The 15,651-nt window shown below is 43.3% G+C and carries 13 protein-coding genes; 6 read left to right on the forward strand and 7 right to left on the reverse strand.

Going from position 1 to position 15,651, the window contains the following annotated elements; genetic code table 11:
* The 5 genes from L0659_RS00935 to L0659_RS00955 form a co-directional block, all read right to left on the reverse strand.
* Complete coding sequence (locus L0659_RS00935) at positions 1–2,703, reverse strand: TIM-barrel domain-containing protein (protein WP_235123643.1); 2,703 nt, start codon at positions 2,701–2,703, stop codon at positions 1–3.
* A 128-nt stretch (positions 2,704–2,831) separates the two neighbouring features.
* Positions 2,832–3,872, reverse strand: a complete 1,041-nt coding sequence (locus L0659_RS00940; protein WP_235123644.1) for a hypothetical protein — start codon at positions 3,870–3,872, stop codon at positions 2,832–2,834.
* A gap of 112 nt (positions 3,873–3,984) precedes the next feature.
* Positions 3,985–5,031 carry a hypothetical protein gene (locus L0659_RS00945; RefSeq protein WP_235123645.1) on the reverse strand — a complete coding sequence of 349 codons (1,047 nt, stop codon included), beginning with the start codon at positions 5,029–5,031 and terminating at the stop codon, positions 3,985–3,987.
* Between the two features lie 34 nt (positions 5,032–5,065).
* Complete coding sequence (locus L0659_RS00950) at positions 5,066–6,220, reverse strand: hypothetical protein (protein ID WP_235123646.1); 1,155 nt, start codon at positions 6,218–6,220, stop codon at positions 5,066–5,068.
* Positions 6,221–6,443: 223 nt separating this feature from the next.
* Positions 6,444–7,232: an SDR family oxidoreductase gene (locus L0659_RS00955; protein WP_235123647.1), complete on the reverse strand. Its 789-nt coding sequence runs from the start codon at positions 7,230–7,232 to the stop codon at positions 6,444–6,446.
* A gap of 138 nt (positions 7,233–7,370) precedes the next feature.
* Here L0659_RS00955 and purH point away from each other — a divergent pair, with 138 nt between their 5' ends.
* The 3 genes from purH (at position 7,371) to L0659_RS00970 (ending at position 11,794) form a co-directional block, all read left to right on the forward strand.
* A complete protein-coding gene (purH, locus tag L0659_RS00960; protein WP_235123648.1) occupies positions 7,371–8,906 on the forward strand; it encodes a bifunctional phosphoribosylaminoimidazolecarboxamide formyltransferase/IMP cyclohydrolase in 1,536 nt (511 codons plus the stop codon).
* A gap of 231 nt (positions 8,907–9,137) precedes the next feature.
* Positions 9,138–10,013 (forward strand): hypothetical protein, encoded by an 876-nt coding sequence (locus L0659_RS00965; protein WP_235123649.1) that lies wholly within the window; start codon positions 9,138–9,140, stop codon positions 10,011–10,013.
* A gap of 161 nt (positions 10,014–10,174) precedes the next feature.
* On the forward strand, positions 10,175–11,794 hold the full coding sequence (locus L0659_RS00970) for a sodium:solute symporter family transporter (RefSeq protein WP_235123650.1): 1,620 nt from the start codon (positions 10,175–10,177) through the stop codon (positions 11,792–11,794).
* A 69-nt stretch (positions 11,795–11,863) separates the two neighbouring features.
* Here L0659_RS00970 and L0659_RS00975 read toward each other — a convergent pair whose 3' ends face one another.
* Together L0659_RS00975 and L0659_RS00980 are read right to left on the reverse strand one after the other, a co-directional pair.
* Positions 11,864–12,307 carry a peptidylprolyl isomerase gene (locus tag L0659_RS00975; RefSeq protein WP_235123651.1) on the reverse strand — a complete coding sequence of 148 codons (444 nt, stop codon included), beginning with the start codon at positions 12,305–12,307 and terminating at the stop codon, positions 11,864–11,866.
* Positions 12,308–12,437: 130 nt separating this feature from the next.
* Positions 12,438–13,202: a lytic transglycosylase domain-containing protein gene (locus tag L0659_RS00980; RefSeq protein WP_235123652.1), complete on the reverse strand. Its 765-nt coding sequence runs from the start codon at positions 13,200–13,202 to the stop codon at positions 12,438–12,440.
* Between the two features lie 478 nt (positions 13,203–13,680).
* Between L0659_RS00980 and glp the strand changes: the two genes are divergently transcribed.
* The 3 genes from glp to L0659_RS00995 are packed head-to-tail and all read left to right on the forward strand — an operon-like array spanning position 13,681 to position 15,644.
* Positions 13,681–14,871, forward strand: a complete 1,191-nt coding sequence (glp, locus tag L0659_RS00985) for a gephyrin-like molybdotransferase Glp (RefSeq protein ID WP_235123653.1) — start codon at positions 13,681–13,683, stop codon at positions 14,869–14,871.
* A gap of 49 nt (positions 14,872–14,920) precedes the next feature.
* A complete protein-coding gene (locus tag L0659_RS00990) occupies positions 14,921–15,160 on the forward strand; it encodes a MoaD/ThiS family protein (RefSeq protein WP_235123654.1) in 240 nt (79 codons plus the stop codon).
* A gap of 34 nt (positions 15,161–15,194) precedes the next feature.
* Positions 15,195–15,644: a molybdenum cofactor biosynthesis protein MoaE gene (locus L0659_RS00995; protein ID WP_235123655.1), complete on the forward strand. Its 450-nt coding sequence runs from the start codon at positions 15,195–15,197 to the stop codon at positions 15,642–15,644.
* Positions 15,645–15,651: the final 7 nt, after the last annotated feature.

Consider the following 15,651-nt stretch of genomic DNA (forward strand, 5'->3'; position numbering starts at 1 on the left):
TTATTGAATAACTATTTTCTTTGTAAAAACCTGACCATTCACATTTCGCAACCTCACCAGATATGCACCGCTGGAAACACGTAAATCAAGGTTCAAATCCAGCACTTTACCTTTGCTATGCTGCCCTAAGGCATCTTTGTAAACTAAAACACCCGCAACATTATAAACCTCCAACTCATACAAGCCCGTTTCGGGAACGGTTACTTTCACTGAAATTGGTGATCGGGTCGGATTTGGAAAAACGGTCAGAACATCATCTTTAACATTCGGCTCGGAGCCAGTGATCACGTCGAGGCCGTCGCGCGTGACTGCAATGTTGGCCGTTGTACTGCAATCCCAGTCAAACTGCACTTTAAGCTGCTTGCCTATCAAGTCATAATAAGCGGTGTTGTTCTTGAATTCTGAGCTGAGATATACAACCGGAATGGCCTGACCGTTGAGTGTTACGGTAGTAGGATTGGAGGTTACGTTTTTTATTTCAAATGTTAAATGTCTCTTGGGTAGCGATTTATCAAAGCTTTTTGTCCGCTGAACCGTTACATTAACCTGATCATTGGAAACCTTTCCGCCAAATTCTACGAGATCATATTTTAGTTTTGCAAGAGAATTAGGGTCAACGCCATCGTCATGAAACATGGTAAATGTTGATGTCGGAACTGAAATGTCCTGGTAAAACCGCACCGTCAGGCTGTCTGAGTTATAATAATCGGTGGATTTTTTGGTCGTGGAAGTAGACATTGGAATAAAACTGCCGCCTCTCGCGTAAACCGGAATGTTATCAACTGTGAGTTTTGGGAAAATATTCGTGTTGCCATTGTAGACTTCGTTATTCCAAAAATTAAACCATTTTCCTGGCGGTAACACGACTTTCCGTGACGGCATTCCATGCAGCAAAACAGGGGCAACAAGCAAATTTTCACCAAAAAAATACTGGTTATCAATGTTCCCAAGCGCCCTGAGATTGTTAAAATAATCCATTGGCAAACAGATCGGCCGTCCGGTAACGCTGTTTTTCCAGGCTAGTGAATAAATGTAAGGCAGGAGCTGGTAACGGATCGTTGCATATTTTTTGACCGTGCTGTAAAATGGCTCGCTGAGGTTGAATGGTTCAATATTATCACGCTGGCCGGCGACTTTCAAAATCGGCGTGAATGTGCCGAATTGAAACCATCGCAAATCCAGTTCTTCGTCCTTTTCAGCCTTATCAGACATGGTTATGGCCCCGCCCACATCCGAATGCATATATCCAAACCCGGACATGCCAGCCTGCAAAAGGATCGGGATTTGCAGCTTCAACCCAGCCCAATAACGGCTGACATCGCCGCTCCAAGGCAAAGCACCATATCGCTGCGAGCCCGCCCAGCCAGAGCGTGTCATATGGAAGATTCGCTTTTCAGGAAAGTCTTTCGTGAAGTTGTTGTAAAAGGTTTTAGACCAGAAAAGTGCATACAGATTATGAATTTGAAATGCATTGCCCAGCTCATGCTCGGCATCCATCGGGTGCGGATCCGGCTCTATTTTCTCACTCCACCAGCCCGCCACGCCCTGAATGGCCAATCTTTTTTGTTTTTCCCAAAGCCAGGTTTGCGCAGCGGGCTTGAAAATATCGAGCAAGCCACCTTTAGTAGTGCCTATATCGAGTATGTAAGTCTGGTTGCCCTTGGTTTTCTTTGCAAAAAGAGATTGTGTTTCAGCAAATTTGTAGTTGACAGACTGTGTGCTAATGTAAGGATCTGCAATCAGAATGGTTTTGACGCCCTTATCAAGGAGACTTTTTACCATTCCGGTCGCATTAGGCCAGTTTTTTGTATCCCAATCCATGTTACCGCGCACATTCGTACCGCCATACCAATGCTGATCCAACGCCAACGCATCCACCGGAAATCCCTGATCTTGAAGCTTGGTAATGGCCACCGTCGCGTCGCTATCATTTTTATAACCCGATTTTGACTGAATGTAGCCAAAAGCCCACCGAGGAGGCAGCGGCTGCCGACCCGTCAATTGCGTATAACTGGCCATAATTTCATCATTATTATCGCCGTGTATCAGATAATAGGCCCACTTCCCGTTGCTGGCAGCTTCCACACGCAGCAATGTTGAGTCCACAGCGCCCACATACATGCGCATGGAACCTGGTCTGTCGCTGTCGAAGAAGAGGCCATATTTGTGGGACGAAACAATGAAAGAGACATTCAGGCTTTGGGATAGGCCCGTCGACTGGTCAAAATATTCATATTCCCAGGAGTTATAAAAATCAAAGCCTTTCCTCGCCAGATCCGGGCCAAACGGCCGGCCACCTGCGCCGTGAAAAACGTCTTTTGGATTAATGTTAAATGTATAACTGACCGAATCCTTTGTCTGCACAAAACCGCGCGTTTCCTTGATCTTAACTGCATTACCCGACTTTAATGCAACATGCAGCGGAAACTTGTCGATTGCCAGCGTGCACTTTTCAGTCCGTATTTCAATGTTGTCTTTGGTTTCAACAACATTCAATGCACCGGTTGAAGGTGAAAGAATTACGGAGAAAGAACTGTCCAGCGAAGGGGCGTTTCGGGATGCTAGCAGCTGAACTTTAAATATTTCCGGGGAGAATGCCTGAATGCGCAGCACACGTTTTGTTCCAATAATATCAATGCTGCCTTTTCCCGTCTCAAAACTTACGAAATTGCCCGCTCCCTGCCCAAAAGACAGTTTGCTCACAACCACAAGAAGTAAAATAAGGCAGTATTTGTATCGCATAAACTCAAAAGGGACCACACCCAGCGCTCCCTACTAAGTTAGCTTAATAAAACAAATTTTCCTGGCTATTGTTTAATTTGTGGAGGTGATTAGTTGCAGTTTTCGTATTTGAACTTTGTGATTTGGGTCACAATATTGCCAGGATAGTCTACTGTAAACGTCGATGTTTCCGGAAGGCCATTTGCATTATATTTCCATACGGTATTTTCAATGTACGGCTCGCGATCCGGATAGGTTATTGTTTTCTTAACCATATTATTCTGATCGCCTGTTGTTCGAAGCACGGCAATGTTATCTGGAATTCCTTTATAACTGGAAGGAATCAATAATTCCGGGTTTTTGTGATTATCAAATGATCGTCTTTCAGAATACACCAGCTTTGACTGGTAATGGCTCTCAACCAATGTTATATTGTCATCAACATATTCTATAACTATTTGTCCATTACCATATGAATTTTTGATCACCCTGCCTTTTTCATCATACTTGATATATTCAGTGTCAGCAAATATCTTTTTCCCTTCTTTGAAATAAGTGATTGATTCTGAACCGTTTTCAGATTTTTGCGATATAGACTGGACAAGGCCTTGCGAATCGTATTCGTAGTTTTTGCTAAGCTCCGTTTCATAGGTTTTTGGAGCATAATTGTCTCCCTGGACAACAGTTGTTGTTTTGTTGGAAGATGATTGTACGAGCTTATTATTGTAATTAAAGGTTGTAATGTCATTTACCTCAATATTGCCTTTTTTATAGAATGGGTAATCATTATATGAGTAGTTCCCTTGTTGGAGGGTTAAGCTATGTCTCCTAATTTCTGTCAGGAAACCATCCGCATCATACTTAAACGTATAGTTTTCGTCTTCACTGGATTTTGTGGGAAACGCTGATGAAGGACCTCGCTCAGCAATTTGAACAACTGTTATTTTGCTAAGGTTGCCTTCCGTACCATATTGTAAATTCGATTCATAAGTATAGTTGACTGTGTCAGCATAGCTAATTTGCTTGGCAGTATAGGACTTTCCAACAAATCGGCAATTTGCAGATGGTTGAACCTCATGATCTTTTTTACTACAAGAGAAAAATAAAGCCAGAAAGGCAAGGGAAGTAAATGTTGATTGATAGAAGCGCATTTCTGTGTTTTTATGAAGACAATATTAATTTGAAATGTTTAACTATAACTTGTAAGTCGCTGAAACATCCGCCTCGATCATACGCAACCGGTTAATTATTTGAAGGGGCTGTTTATTGACAATCCTGGTAGTTGTAGGATGTTGTTTTTGTAGCCGTAGAGCCGGATTGTATATAGGTAGTAACCGCCGTGATAGGATACCCGGAAGCATTATATTGATAGATCGTCTTCTGTTCATAATCAGGCCGGTTGGGATAAACGGATTTGCTGCTGGTTAGGTTATTGCCTCCGTCCGTAAATTGTAAAATCCTCATTTCTTCAGGAATACCTTTGAATTTTGCGGGAAGAAGTTTATCCGGATTTATGTTGTCGTCATAAGTTCTTGTTTCGAGGAACTGTTGTTTCGACTGAGATGTGCCTTTATAAGTGATTAGATCCCCTTTAGTGTCATATGTGAAGTCATATTCGACGTCATAAAACAAAAGCTTAGTAAGCTGTCCTTTGTCATCATATGTCATTGTTGGAGTCGACGCCTTAATCCCATTTTTAAATGGTGTTACTGTAGTGCTGCTGCCAATTGTTTCTGTAATTGTTTTAATGACCCCATTTGGTTCATAAATGTATTCTTTCTTGACATCAGCATTAACTTTTACATCCAGATTTCTTTCACTTTTAAATTCGACAACACTGGTTTTAGTTGAGCTTCGCAGTAAATTTGATTCGTAGTTAAATTTGGTAACTTCCTTGGCTATGATTTTTCCATGCCGATAAGCAGGATAATTATCATATAGAAAAGTGTTTTTTATTCCGCCTTCCTGTAAAGTCAATGTGGTTAAGGTCATCTCGGCAAGAAATCCCTCTTCATTATATTTAAGAATGTATAGTCTGGTTTCGGTGACATCTGTGTTGATCGCCTCGGTATACATATCCATACTAATCGTTCTTCTTGTCGCTGATGCCTCAACTAGATTCCCTGCGTCGTCTTGTTTAAAGTTAGAAACAAACGTCTCACTATAAATTTCACCAGGGCGGGATTGTTTCATTTCATAGTTCTGACCAATATACCTGCATGATTTCGGTGTTGCATGGTCATCTTTTGAACAGGAAAACGATAGTGCCAAGGCTATCGCGGAGATTAATGTTGATTTGAGAAAGCGCATCGTGTCCTTATGATATTAAGTAAAGGATTTGGATTTACAATGTATAAGTTGCTGAGGTACCCACACTGACCATACGCAGATATTGGTCATAGGAATGCCAGAAGCTAGAATCAAACATTCCGAACCCGCTTTCAGGCATAGAAGTGTCATTTTGAGTTTTTGGGAGAAATGTTCGGTTACGAATTTTCGGATAAATGCCACCGGTGAATTTAGCAGAAGCATTTAATGTAATGCGCTTGGTGATAGCATAGTCGGCGGCTAAACCCGCATTGAGGCCTACCAGATATTTTTTTGAATCTAATTTAGACCATCTATGAAAATATGCCATTTCAGATTGCGGATCTTCTTGATAACCAATACCCTGTTTTATTTCGTTCCTAAGCATGATTGCAATGGTTGGGCCAGCAAATGCATAAGGCTTGAACTTGTTTCTTTCGTCACGATTCAGAACCACATTCATAGCCAGGTCAAAATGCATGGTACTGGATAAGAAACCAGTCGTTTTAAGGTCTGTATCATATTTTTTTGGGATAAGGATAGACTGCGGAAACGGGATACTATGAAAGCCGGTGTTTTCAAGGAAAATGTTTTCGGCCTTCGTTTTGTTAAAATAAGCCCCCAGCTCAATCCCGACTCTTTTAAAAAGATCCAGATCGATTCGAAGGCCAAGTGGAATGGACGAACTGCTATTAAATTCAGTTTTTCGATAGGCAACTCTTCCTTTGACAGTTCCAGCATTAATGTCAAAAGCAGTTTTATTAAAACCATAACCCACATACGGTCCAATTCGGACAGTGGTTTTGAATTGGTTCATGCTTTCCTCGAAAATGAAGGATTCTCCATTTGCGGCTTCGTTTGCGTAAACAGTCAGGTTTTTTAGATAACGCGCTGAATACAGCGGTCTGATATTTGATTTGATATAGTACGCTTGAACAAGCTCTTTTCCAAAGATGATCGGTAATGCGCGCTGGACATGCTTTGGCGCAATGACCAGCAAGGAATCGTTTTTCTCGATATAAAAAATCTTGGTATGGTCATTAAACAGCAGACTATTTGACCCTTTCACCAGTAATGTTAGCATTGCATCCCGGTTGCCAATTGTCCGGTTTATGAAGCGTTTCCCATTCTCATTCCTTATTTCCATCACATTGGCGAATGGAATGAGTTGCCTGCCTTTGACGCCAGACACAGAAACTTGCTGTTTTTTATAACTTAGGACAGTCTTCCCGATCAGAGGAGCTAATTGATTCTTAACAAAGACAGAATCTCTCTGCGCAATAGAAGTGAAAGAGATACATAATAAAGTAATGCAGAGAGCAGAACGAAGTATATGCACAAAAAAATACATTTGGAGTGGTCTCCAAATGTATCAAAGTAAACTCGATTTTACTTAATTTTTTATAAAATTAATACTACATACTCTCCGTCCTGCCACCATCCACCGGCAGGTTCACTCCGCTAATGCTTGCGGCGGCTGGCGAACACAAAAACGCGACTGCGGCTGCAACTTCTTTTGCCTCGCTAAACCGGCGGATGGGAATGCTGGATTGTAATTCCTGAGCAACTTCATCCTTTGATTTACCTGAATTTTTGCTGCGCATTTCCAAAACAGAATCCAGGCGCGATGTAACGGTGTAACCTGGCAAAATGTTATTGGAAGTGATCCCAAACTGGCCTAATTCCAATGATAATGTCTTTGACCAGCTGGCTACGGCTCCGCGGATGGTGTTGGATACGCCTAAACCAATGATCGGTTGCTTCACCGAAGTGCTGATAATGTTGACAATGCGGCCATAACCTGCTCTTTTCATGGACGGAACCACTGCCTGAGCCAGAAACTGGTTGTTGGTCAAATGCATTTGAAATGTTTTGAGAAACTGGTCGGGGTCGGCTTCAATGATCGGGCCGCCGGAGGGGCCGCCTGTGTTGTTGACGAGAATGTGGACGTCCGGTACGAGGCGGAGGTAATTATCAATGGCTTCCTTTACATTGTTATGGTCTGCAAAATCCGCGACGACGTAACGGTGAAGCTGCCCGACCGAGGTGTCGAGCGTGTCGACGGCTTCTCGCAATTTTTCTTCATTACGGGCTATTAATGTCACATTTGCGCCTAATAATGCGAGTTCAACGGCCGATGCAAGGCCAATTCCCTGTGTGCTTCCGCAAACCAATGCCGTTTTTCCACTTAAATCCAGATTCATCGCTTTTTATATTTAATGCTTATAATTCGTAAGTTATCTCCCCGATTTTAGCAGTTTCTGCTTCAAACTTCGTCGTTTTTTCGGCTATCTTTGCGGTTTATTTTTCAGTCAGAGAAATCATTAGTCTAACATTCCACAATGTCGAAAAAAATCCAATCCGCTCTTATATCTGTATATTATAAGGACGGACTTGAACCTTTGGTTCGCCTGCTGCACAACAACGGTGTCAAACTCTACTCCACCGGCGGCACTCAGACTTTCATTGAAAACCTGAACATTCCTGTAACTGCCGCGGAGGAACTGACCGGTTACCCTTCTATTTTCGGAGGACGGGTTAAAACGTTGCACCCTGCCATTATGGGCGGCATTCTTTATCGCCGCGATGATGCAGGTGATGTGGCGCAAGCGCAGCAATACAATATTCCTGCCATTGATCTGGTGGTTGTGGATCTTTATCCTTTTGAAGAAACCGTTGCTTCGGGCGCAGGCGAGGAGGATATTATTGAAAAAATCGACATTGGAGGCATTTCGCTGATTCGTGCTACTGCCAAAAATTTTAAAGACACGCTGATCGTTTCATCACGCAGCCAATATGCAGAGGTTGTGGAGTTGCTGACTGCAAAAGCAGGCGCGACAGACATTGAAGATCGTCGTTACTACGCTGGACAAGCATTTGCGGTTTCGTCACATTACGATGGCGCAATCAATCGCTTTTTCACAGCTGATAAAGAAAAAACAGATAAAGCGCTTTTTGACTTTACAAGCCTGGCTTCGCAAACATTGCGTTACGGCGAAAACCCGCACCAGAATGCCACTTACTACGGCGATCTGGAAGGGATTTTTGATAAACTGCATGGTAAGGAGCTTTCGTATAATAATTTAGTTGACGTTGATGCCTGCGTAAGTCTGATAGACGAATTCGCAGATGCGCAGCCAACATTCGCCATTATTAAGCATACAAATGCCTGCGGAATTGCAACTGCCCCAACAGCGAAGGAAGCTTACGACAATGCATTGGCCTGCGATCCGGTTTCGGCATTTGGTGGTGTGGTGATCACGAATACAAAAGTAGATCTTGCTACTGCTGAGGAACTTAATAAATTGTTCATGGAGATTCTGATCGCTCCGGAATATGATGAAGATGCGTTGCAATTATTAAAATCGAAGAAAAACAGGATTTTGCTAAAACGCAATGCAGTGGTTTTGCCACAAATTATGTTCAAAACCATTCTGAACGGCGTTTTAGTGCAGGATAAAGATCTTTCTACCGAAGTTCAGTCCCAATTTAAAACGGTTACAGAAAAGGCTCCTACCGCCAATGAGCTTACTGCGCTTGAATTTGCATTGAAAGTCTGCAAGCATACCAAATCCAACACAATCGTTCTAGCGAAAGAAAACCAACTTCTGGCCAGCGGAACCGGACAGACTTCCCGCGTGGACGCCTTGCGCCAGGCCATCGACAAAGCCAAAGCATTCGGCTTCGATCTGAACGGAGCAGTAATGGCCTCAGACGCATTCTTCCCTTTTGCCGACTGCGTTGAGATCGCGCATTTAGCTGGGATCACAGCAGTTGTGCAGCCGGGCGGTTCTATTCGTGATAAAGATTCTACGGATTACTGCAATGCGAATGGCGTGGCGATGGTAACTACTGGCGTGCGTCATTTTAAGCATTGAGGCTCGTCAGCAGTTGAATCCCCTTTCACGCTGAGCATGCAGTGTGCAATATTAACATCCCCTGTCACGCTGAGCGGAGTCGAAGCGGCGCGTCGACGTGGTGTGCGGCGCGGGGGCGCCCCGCCCCCGGGCACGCTACTCCTTGGTGAACGCCGCTTCGACTCCGCTCAGCGTGACAGGAGGCTTTGAAGTAACTGCTTCGCTCTTTAAACTTCAACCCAACCCAACCTTTTGAAACCCAACAACTCTTCCCAGCACCTCTATTTCAAGCTGGGAAAGCTGTTTGTTACCGGTTTTATCATTATCACTGCTAGCCTCTTCTTCCTATATCCCCAAATATTTTATTGTGAATTAATCCGTCTGTCTGACTTCCGTTCGGATAGTGGAAAAATTTATTTCAGCCAAGACGTTAAACCGGTTCATTACAAAAAGATTAAATCTATTATTCATCGCTCGGAGGCAAGAGTTGATTCATTTTTCAATGGTAAAAAATCCAATCCTACCATTATCGTTTGCAGCAATCCGCAGGAATATCAGAAATATTGCAGCAGTACGGAAGGGGCGGGGTGTAGTTTGGGGACGCCTTGGGGACATTCTTTTGTGATTTTGAATACACAGGGAATGAATGTGGATGTGATCAGCCATGAAATGAGCCATACCGAATTGCTTGCCCGATTGGGTTGGTGGACCATCGCAACAGAAATTCCGCAATGGTTCAACGAAGGCATCGCCCTCATGCTCGATCGGCGATTTGTCAATAATCCCGACAACATCGGCCGCTATTTCGATTATATGGACGAATGGCTCTACTACACAGGCGGCGGCCAGCAAATTCTGGAACTCCGGGATATGGCTTCTATCAAAGGATTTTTTAATGCCAGTCAAAAGCAGGTCATGCTTGCTTATATGTCGGCTGGGCTGGAAGTTTCTTATTGGCTTATCCTTTCAGAAGAGGATGGTTTGCAGCGCTTGATCGGTGAAATGAAAAATGGAAAATCATTTCAAGAGGCTTATGCGCTTGCAGAGGCCAAAAAACGCGCTTACTGGTTTAAGAAATTACCCACAAATCCGCTCAGATTTCAGGATTCAAAGAAAATATCGGAATAAATACATGTCGATTTAACACTTGTAACTATATTTATGAGCACAATAAAATTTTAGGACTATTATTCCCGTGTCCATTTTCATTTTGCACTATTTTCTGAAAATAATGTACCTTTCGATTTAAACTAATCAACTTCATACATTCATCTATTTTATTATTTGAAATGCAACAATTACAAAGCCTGGATTATATTGTTTTCTTCTTTTACTTCATTGTCGTCTCCGGTTACGGTTATTGGATTTATCAAAGGAAAAGGTCAACAGTTGAGTCAACCAAGGATTTCTTTTTAGCGGAAGGTTCGCTGACGTGGTGGGCGATCGGAGCGTCGTTAATTGCTTCCAATATTTCAGCAGAGCAGTTCATTGGAATGTCCGGAAACGGTTTTTCGATGGGTTTGGGTATTTCAACATATGAATGGATGGCGGCCGCAACACTCGTGATTGTAGCCGTTTTTTTTATGCCTATTTATCTCAAAAACAAGATTTACACGATGCCTCAGTTTCTGAGCCAGCGTTATAATCCGACGGTGAGCTTAATTATGGCCGTTTTCTGGCTGGCATTGTACATTCTTGTAAACCTTACTTCTATCCTTTATCTGGGAGCGCTGGCCGTTTCGGGTATTTCCGGGTTGGATTTCCAGTTTTGTATGATCGCACTGGCCGTTTTCGCGATCATTATCACGATTGGCGGTATGAAAGTGATTGGTTTTACGGATGTTATCCAGGTTTTCTTCCTGGTGATCGGTGGTCTTGCAACGACGTATCTGGCGATTAACCTGGTTTCGGGTGAGGCTGGAATCGACGGCGTAATGACAGGGATTAAAATGATGCGCGAAAATCATGACGACCACTTCCACATGATCTTCCCTAAAACAAGTCCATTTTACATGCAGTTGCCTGGTTTGACGGTGCTCCTTGGCGGGATGTGGATCGTGAACCTGAACTACTGGGGCTGTAATCAATACATTACCCAACGCGCTTTGGGCGCTGATCTGAAAACTGCCCGTAACGGGATCTTGTTCGCGGCGTTTCTGAAACTTTTAATGCCGGTTATCGTGGTTTTGCCGGGTATTGCAGCTTACGCATTGTATAGCAAAGGAATGTTCCAGGCAGAAATGCTTGATGCAGATGGCCAGATCAATGCAGATAAAGCTTATCCTGTGCTGCTGAATTTGCTTCCTGCGGGTTTGAAAGGGCTTTCTTTCGCAGCATTAACTGCCGCCGTTGTGGCTTCGTTGGCTGGTAAGGCAAATAGTATTTCAACAATTTTTACCTTGGATATTTTCAAAAATTATATCGGTAAAAACTCGGACGAGAAAACGCTCGTGCGCATCGGGCGTATCGTTGTTGTGGTTTCGATGATCCTGGCAATCGTCGTTTCTCCTTATATGGGCATTGATAAAAAAGGTGGTTTCCAATTCATTCAGGAAATGACTGGTTTACTTTCACCGGGTATTTTTGCATCATTTATCATGGGCTTTTTCTGGAAGCGCACCAACTCAGCCGGAGCATTATTCGCCATCGTAGGTGGTTTCCTTATCGCGTTGGCCATGCACAACAATTACTTCCCATTTGCCGACTGGACGCAAGTTCCGTTCCTGGATCGTATGGGCCTTGTATTCCTGATCTGCGTGGTGGTGATGGTAATTCTGGGATTGGTACTGCCTGATGAAAAGAAAGGTTTGGCAATCGACACAGCGATGTTCGTGCCGCACCGCAGCTTCATCGTTGGTGCAGTGATCGTAATTAGTATCATTACATTCTTATACGCTTACTTCTGGTAACACGGGAAGGGCAAAAAGAAAAGGCTTGGAGCGATCCAAGCCTTTTTGCGTTTAAAGATGATCAGGAGATTAAGCCTGTTCTTCGATAATGGTAATTTTCTGGATCTTGTCACCCTGGCGAAGCAAGTCAACTGTATCAACGCCATCCACCACTTTGCCGAAGCAAGTATGGTTTCCGTCCAAATGAGCCGTGTTATTGCGGCTGTGACAGATAAAAAACTGTGATCCGCCCGTGTTACGTCCTGCATGTGCCATGGAAAGCACGCCGCGGTCATGATATTGATTGCCGCCAGTAAGCTCGCAATCGATTTTGTAACCAGGGCCTCCGCGACCGGTTCCGGTTGGATCGCCGCCTTGCACCATGAAATCAGGTATAACCCTGTGAAAGATCAGTCCGTCGTAAAATCCTTTTTTTGAAAGATCAACAAAGTTTTTCACCGTTCCGGGTGCGTCCGCATCGTAAAACTCGATCAGCATCGTGCCTTTATCGGTGATCATTTCTGCTTTTGTCATATTGATTTTAAAGAGAATTTGAATAAAAATTGAAGTTGTTTCCAGTCAGTTGATCTGACGTTTCATAACAACACAAAGAAAAGGATAATGTATCCTTTTCTTCAACTTTATGCCAAATAAAATGATTGGATTAAGAATCAGCAGCCACTTTATCAGTTTGCTTAGCCAACTGAAGATCCGCTTTTTTCTGCTCCACCTTGAAGTCTGCCAAACGGTCAACCACGTCTCCGCTAACCCATTCTTTGCTTCTTTCAGGGTTGTTAAACCATTCTTTTACAGCCAGTAATTTATAAATGTAACGGGTGGTTTCTGAGTTTAAACGCAGCTTGAAATAATCGTCCTTGTTCTGGGCATCCAGTTTATTCTGAATGTGCGTTGGTCCTGCATTATAAGCAGCAGCAACGAGTGTCCATGAACCAAGCTGACGATATAGATTGCGCAGATATTTTCCTGCTGCATGCGTTGATTTGACGAGATGTTTGCGGTCGTCCCTGGTTTCATTCACAACCAGCCCAAGAGATTTGGCTGTTGCCGGCATCAGCTGCCAGTAGCCTCCTGCGCCGCGGTGCGATTTTGCGTCGTCACTCATTGCGCTCTCTATCAAAGGAAGATATTTAAAATCGGCTGGTACTCCGTACTTTTTAAGAATCGGTTCTATAATCTTGATTCTTTTTTGGGTCTTTGTCATCAGCTTACGAAAGGTGGGGTTGTCGTAATTTCTGATCATTTTTTGATACCGCTCAGCGATGCGAAGCTCTGATAATGGAATGGCCTCGCCACAGAAGTCAATAGCAAGAAGATCTGAATCTATAATTGTTGTCTCTTTCAGTTCCTTCTTTTCCACCCCCACCTCGCTCACTGGTTCGTTACCCATTATTGCGATTGAGAGGGCCATAAAGATAAGTTTAATCATTCATTTTTCATTTCGTGGAACATAGTATAAAGGCTTAAAGCCGGAGCAAAGATAACGGCATTTGAATTAAAAATATTTCATTCTTTTGTAAAACTTTGATTTATAGGCAATTATGTAACCGCTTTGTAGTATTAATTCAAGACATTCGCATTTGGTGTTTCACGATCATTTCCTAGGTTTGCTTTGTAAAAACGCACAAAATCAAAATTTATCCTTTGCTTAATAGTGAATAACCAAACGCCAAATCTTACAATTGATATAATTTAATATAGAAATAATTGTAAGAACATAATATGGATAGCTGATAATCAAAGTTTTACACGCAACATTCAGTCCATTATTTGACTTACTTATGTTGTGCCGGACTATTTTTAACAAATTCCTTGCCAATGGTATATTGTTTTAAACTTTCAGAATCACAGAAATAGTAACTTGCGTTTTTGCACTATTTTGCGAGATTATGGTCACAGTTAAGGAGGCGAAACAAAAGATCCTGGAAAATGTCAGTTCCCTGCCCGCCAATATTGTGGAGATGGGAAACGCTTTGGGGCATGTTTTGGCGGCGGATATCCTTGCGCCTTTGGCATTACCCTCATTCCGGCAGTCGTCCATGGACGGTTATGCAATCATACACAGCGACATACAGGAGGCGGGCACGATTCTCAAATTAGAAGGGGAATCAAAAGCGGGGCAAACTTCCACACCAGCATTAAGTCCGGGCTCGGCGATGCGCATTTTTACCGGAGCGCCAGTTCCCGAGGGTGCAACTGCTGTCATTATGCAGGAAAATACTTCGTCAGCAAACGGAAGTGTTACGATCCGGGAATTCCCGGTGCCACCAGGTAAAAATGTAAGGAACATTGGGCAGCAGATCCTGGAAGGCGCTGTTGCACTGGAACAAGGCACCTTTTTATCACCTGGGAGCATAGGCTTTTTGCAGGGAATGAATGTATGGGAGGTCAATGTTTACAAAAAACCAAAAGTCGGATTGCTGGTAACGGGCGATGAGTTGCTTCATAAGGGCGATCCGCTTGTGCATGGGAAAATCTTTGAATCCAATTCTGCTATGCTTGCCGCAGCATTACAGCAGGAGGGAATAGCAGGTCTTGAAATAAAATATGCCGCAGACGATCTGGAATCAACTATTCATGGCCTTAGCGAGCTGGCAGAAACGAATGACGTTGTGCTTGCTTCCGGCGGGATTTCGGTGGGCGATTATGATTTCGTAGGAAAAGCAGTTGCGGCATTAGGCGCAGAAACAGTGTTTTATAAAGTACGGCAGAAGCCCGGAAAACCATTGTTATTTGCAAAAAAGAATGACACGCTGTTTTTTGCATTGCCCGGAAATCCGGCATCCTCGCTGGTTTGCTATTATGAATATGTGCTGCCCGCTTTGAGGATTATGGCTGGTAAAAAAGACCCGTTTCTGACAACATTAAAAATGCCGGCAAAATATGCTTGTTCATTTAATGGCGAGCGCGACGAGTTCTTGAAAGGACTAATCATTAATGGCGAAGTGATACCGCTGGATGGACAGGAATCGTTTGCATTGCGCTCGTTTGCCATTGCTAATGCGATAATTTATCTGCCCGTGACGCAAAATGTAGTGGAAAAAGGAGATCTGGTTGAAGTGCATTTGTTGCCTTTCTGAATCGGATTTTGAAAAAATGTGTTAGCCTTTAAAACAGAAAATATAAGCAATGAGCATTCAGGTGTCATATTACGGAATGCTGGCAGAAATTACCGGCCAGGCGAACGAGGTTTGGGTTGCTGATCAAAATCTGACTGTTGGCGATTTTCGTAACCAGATTATCGAACGTTATCCGGCTATGCGGGAGAAAAAATTTAAAATTGCCGTGGATCAAAAGATTTCGCAAGATTACGTTTCCATTGATAACGCATCAGAAATCGCCTTGCTGCCGCCATTCGCAGGAGGCTGAGCCTTATATTGAGCCTAAATCCCAAGAACATTTCATGGAAAAAGAGCATAAGCATAAAAAAGTATTCGTTCAGGGACCTATTAGCCCTGATTTTGTTTCCAAATCGATAGCGAGCCATCAGTCTAAAACGACCATTGGTGCACACGCAATATTTTTAGGCCAGATCCGGGCAGACCAAAAAACGGATGGCGTCGTAACCGGAATCGATTATTCGGCTTACGAAGAAATGGCGGAAAAAGCATTTTACGAGATCAGGGAAGCGGCTTTTGAAAAATTCGAGCTGACATGCATGCACATTTACCACAGTCTGGGCATTGTCCCGACGGGTGAAATCAGCCTGTTTGTTTTCGTCTCCTCGCCCCATCGCCGCGCCGCTTTTGAAGCCTCGGAGTACATTGTCGAAGAAATTAAGGCAAATGTCCCGATCTTCGGAAAGGAACTGTTAGGCGAAGGAGGAAATTACGTCTGGAAAGAAAATAAATAAAATTCCA

The sequence above is a fragment of the Dyadobacter sp. CY347 genome, assembly GCF_021502655.1.
GTDB lineage: Bacteria > Bacteroidota > Bacteroidia > Cytophagales > Spirosomataceae > Dyadobacter.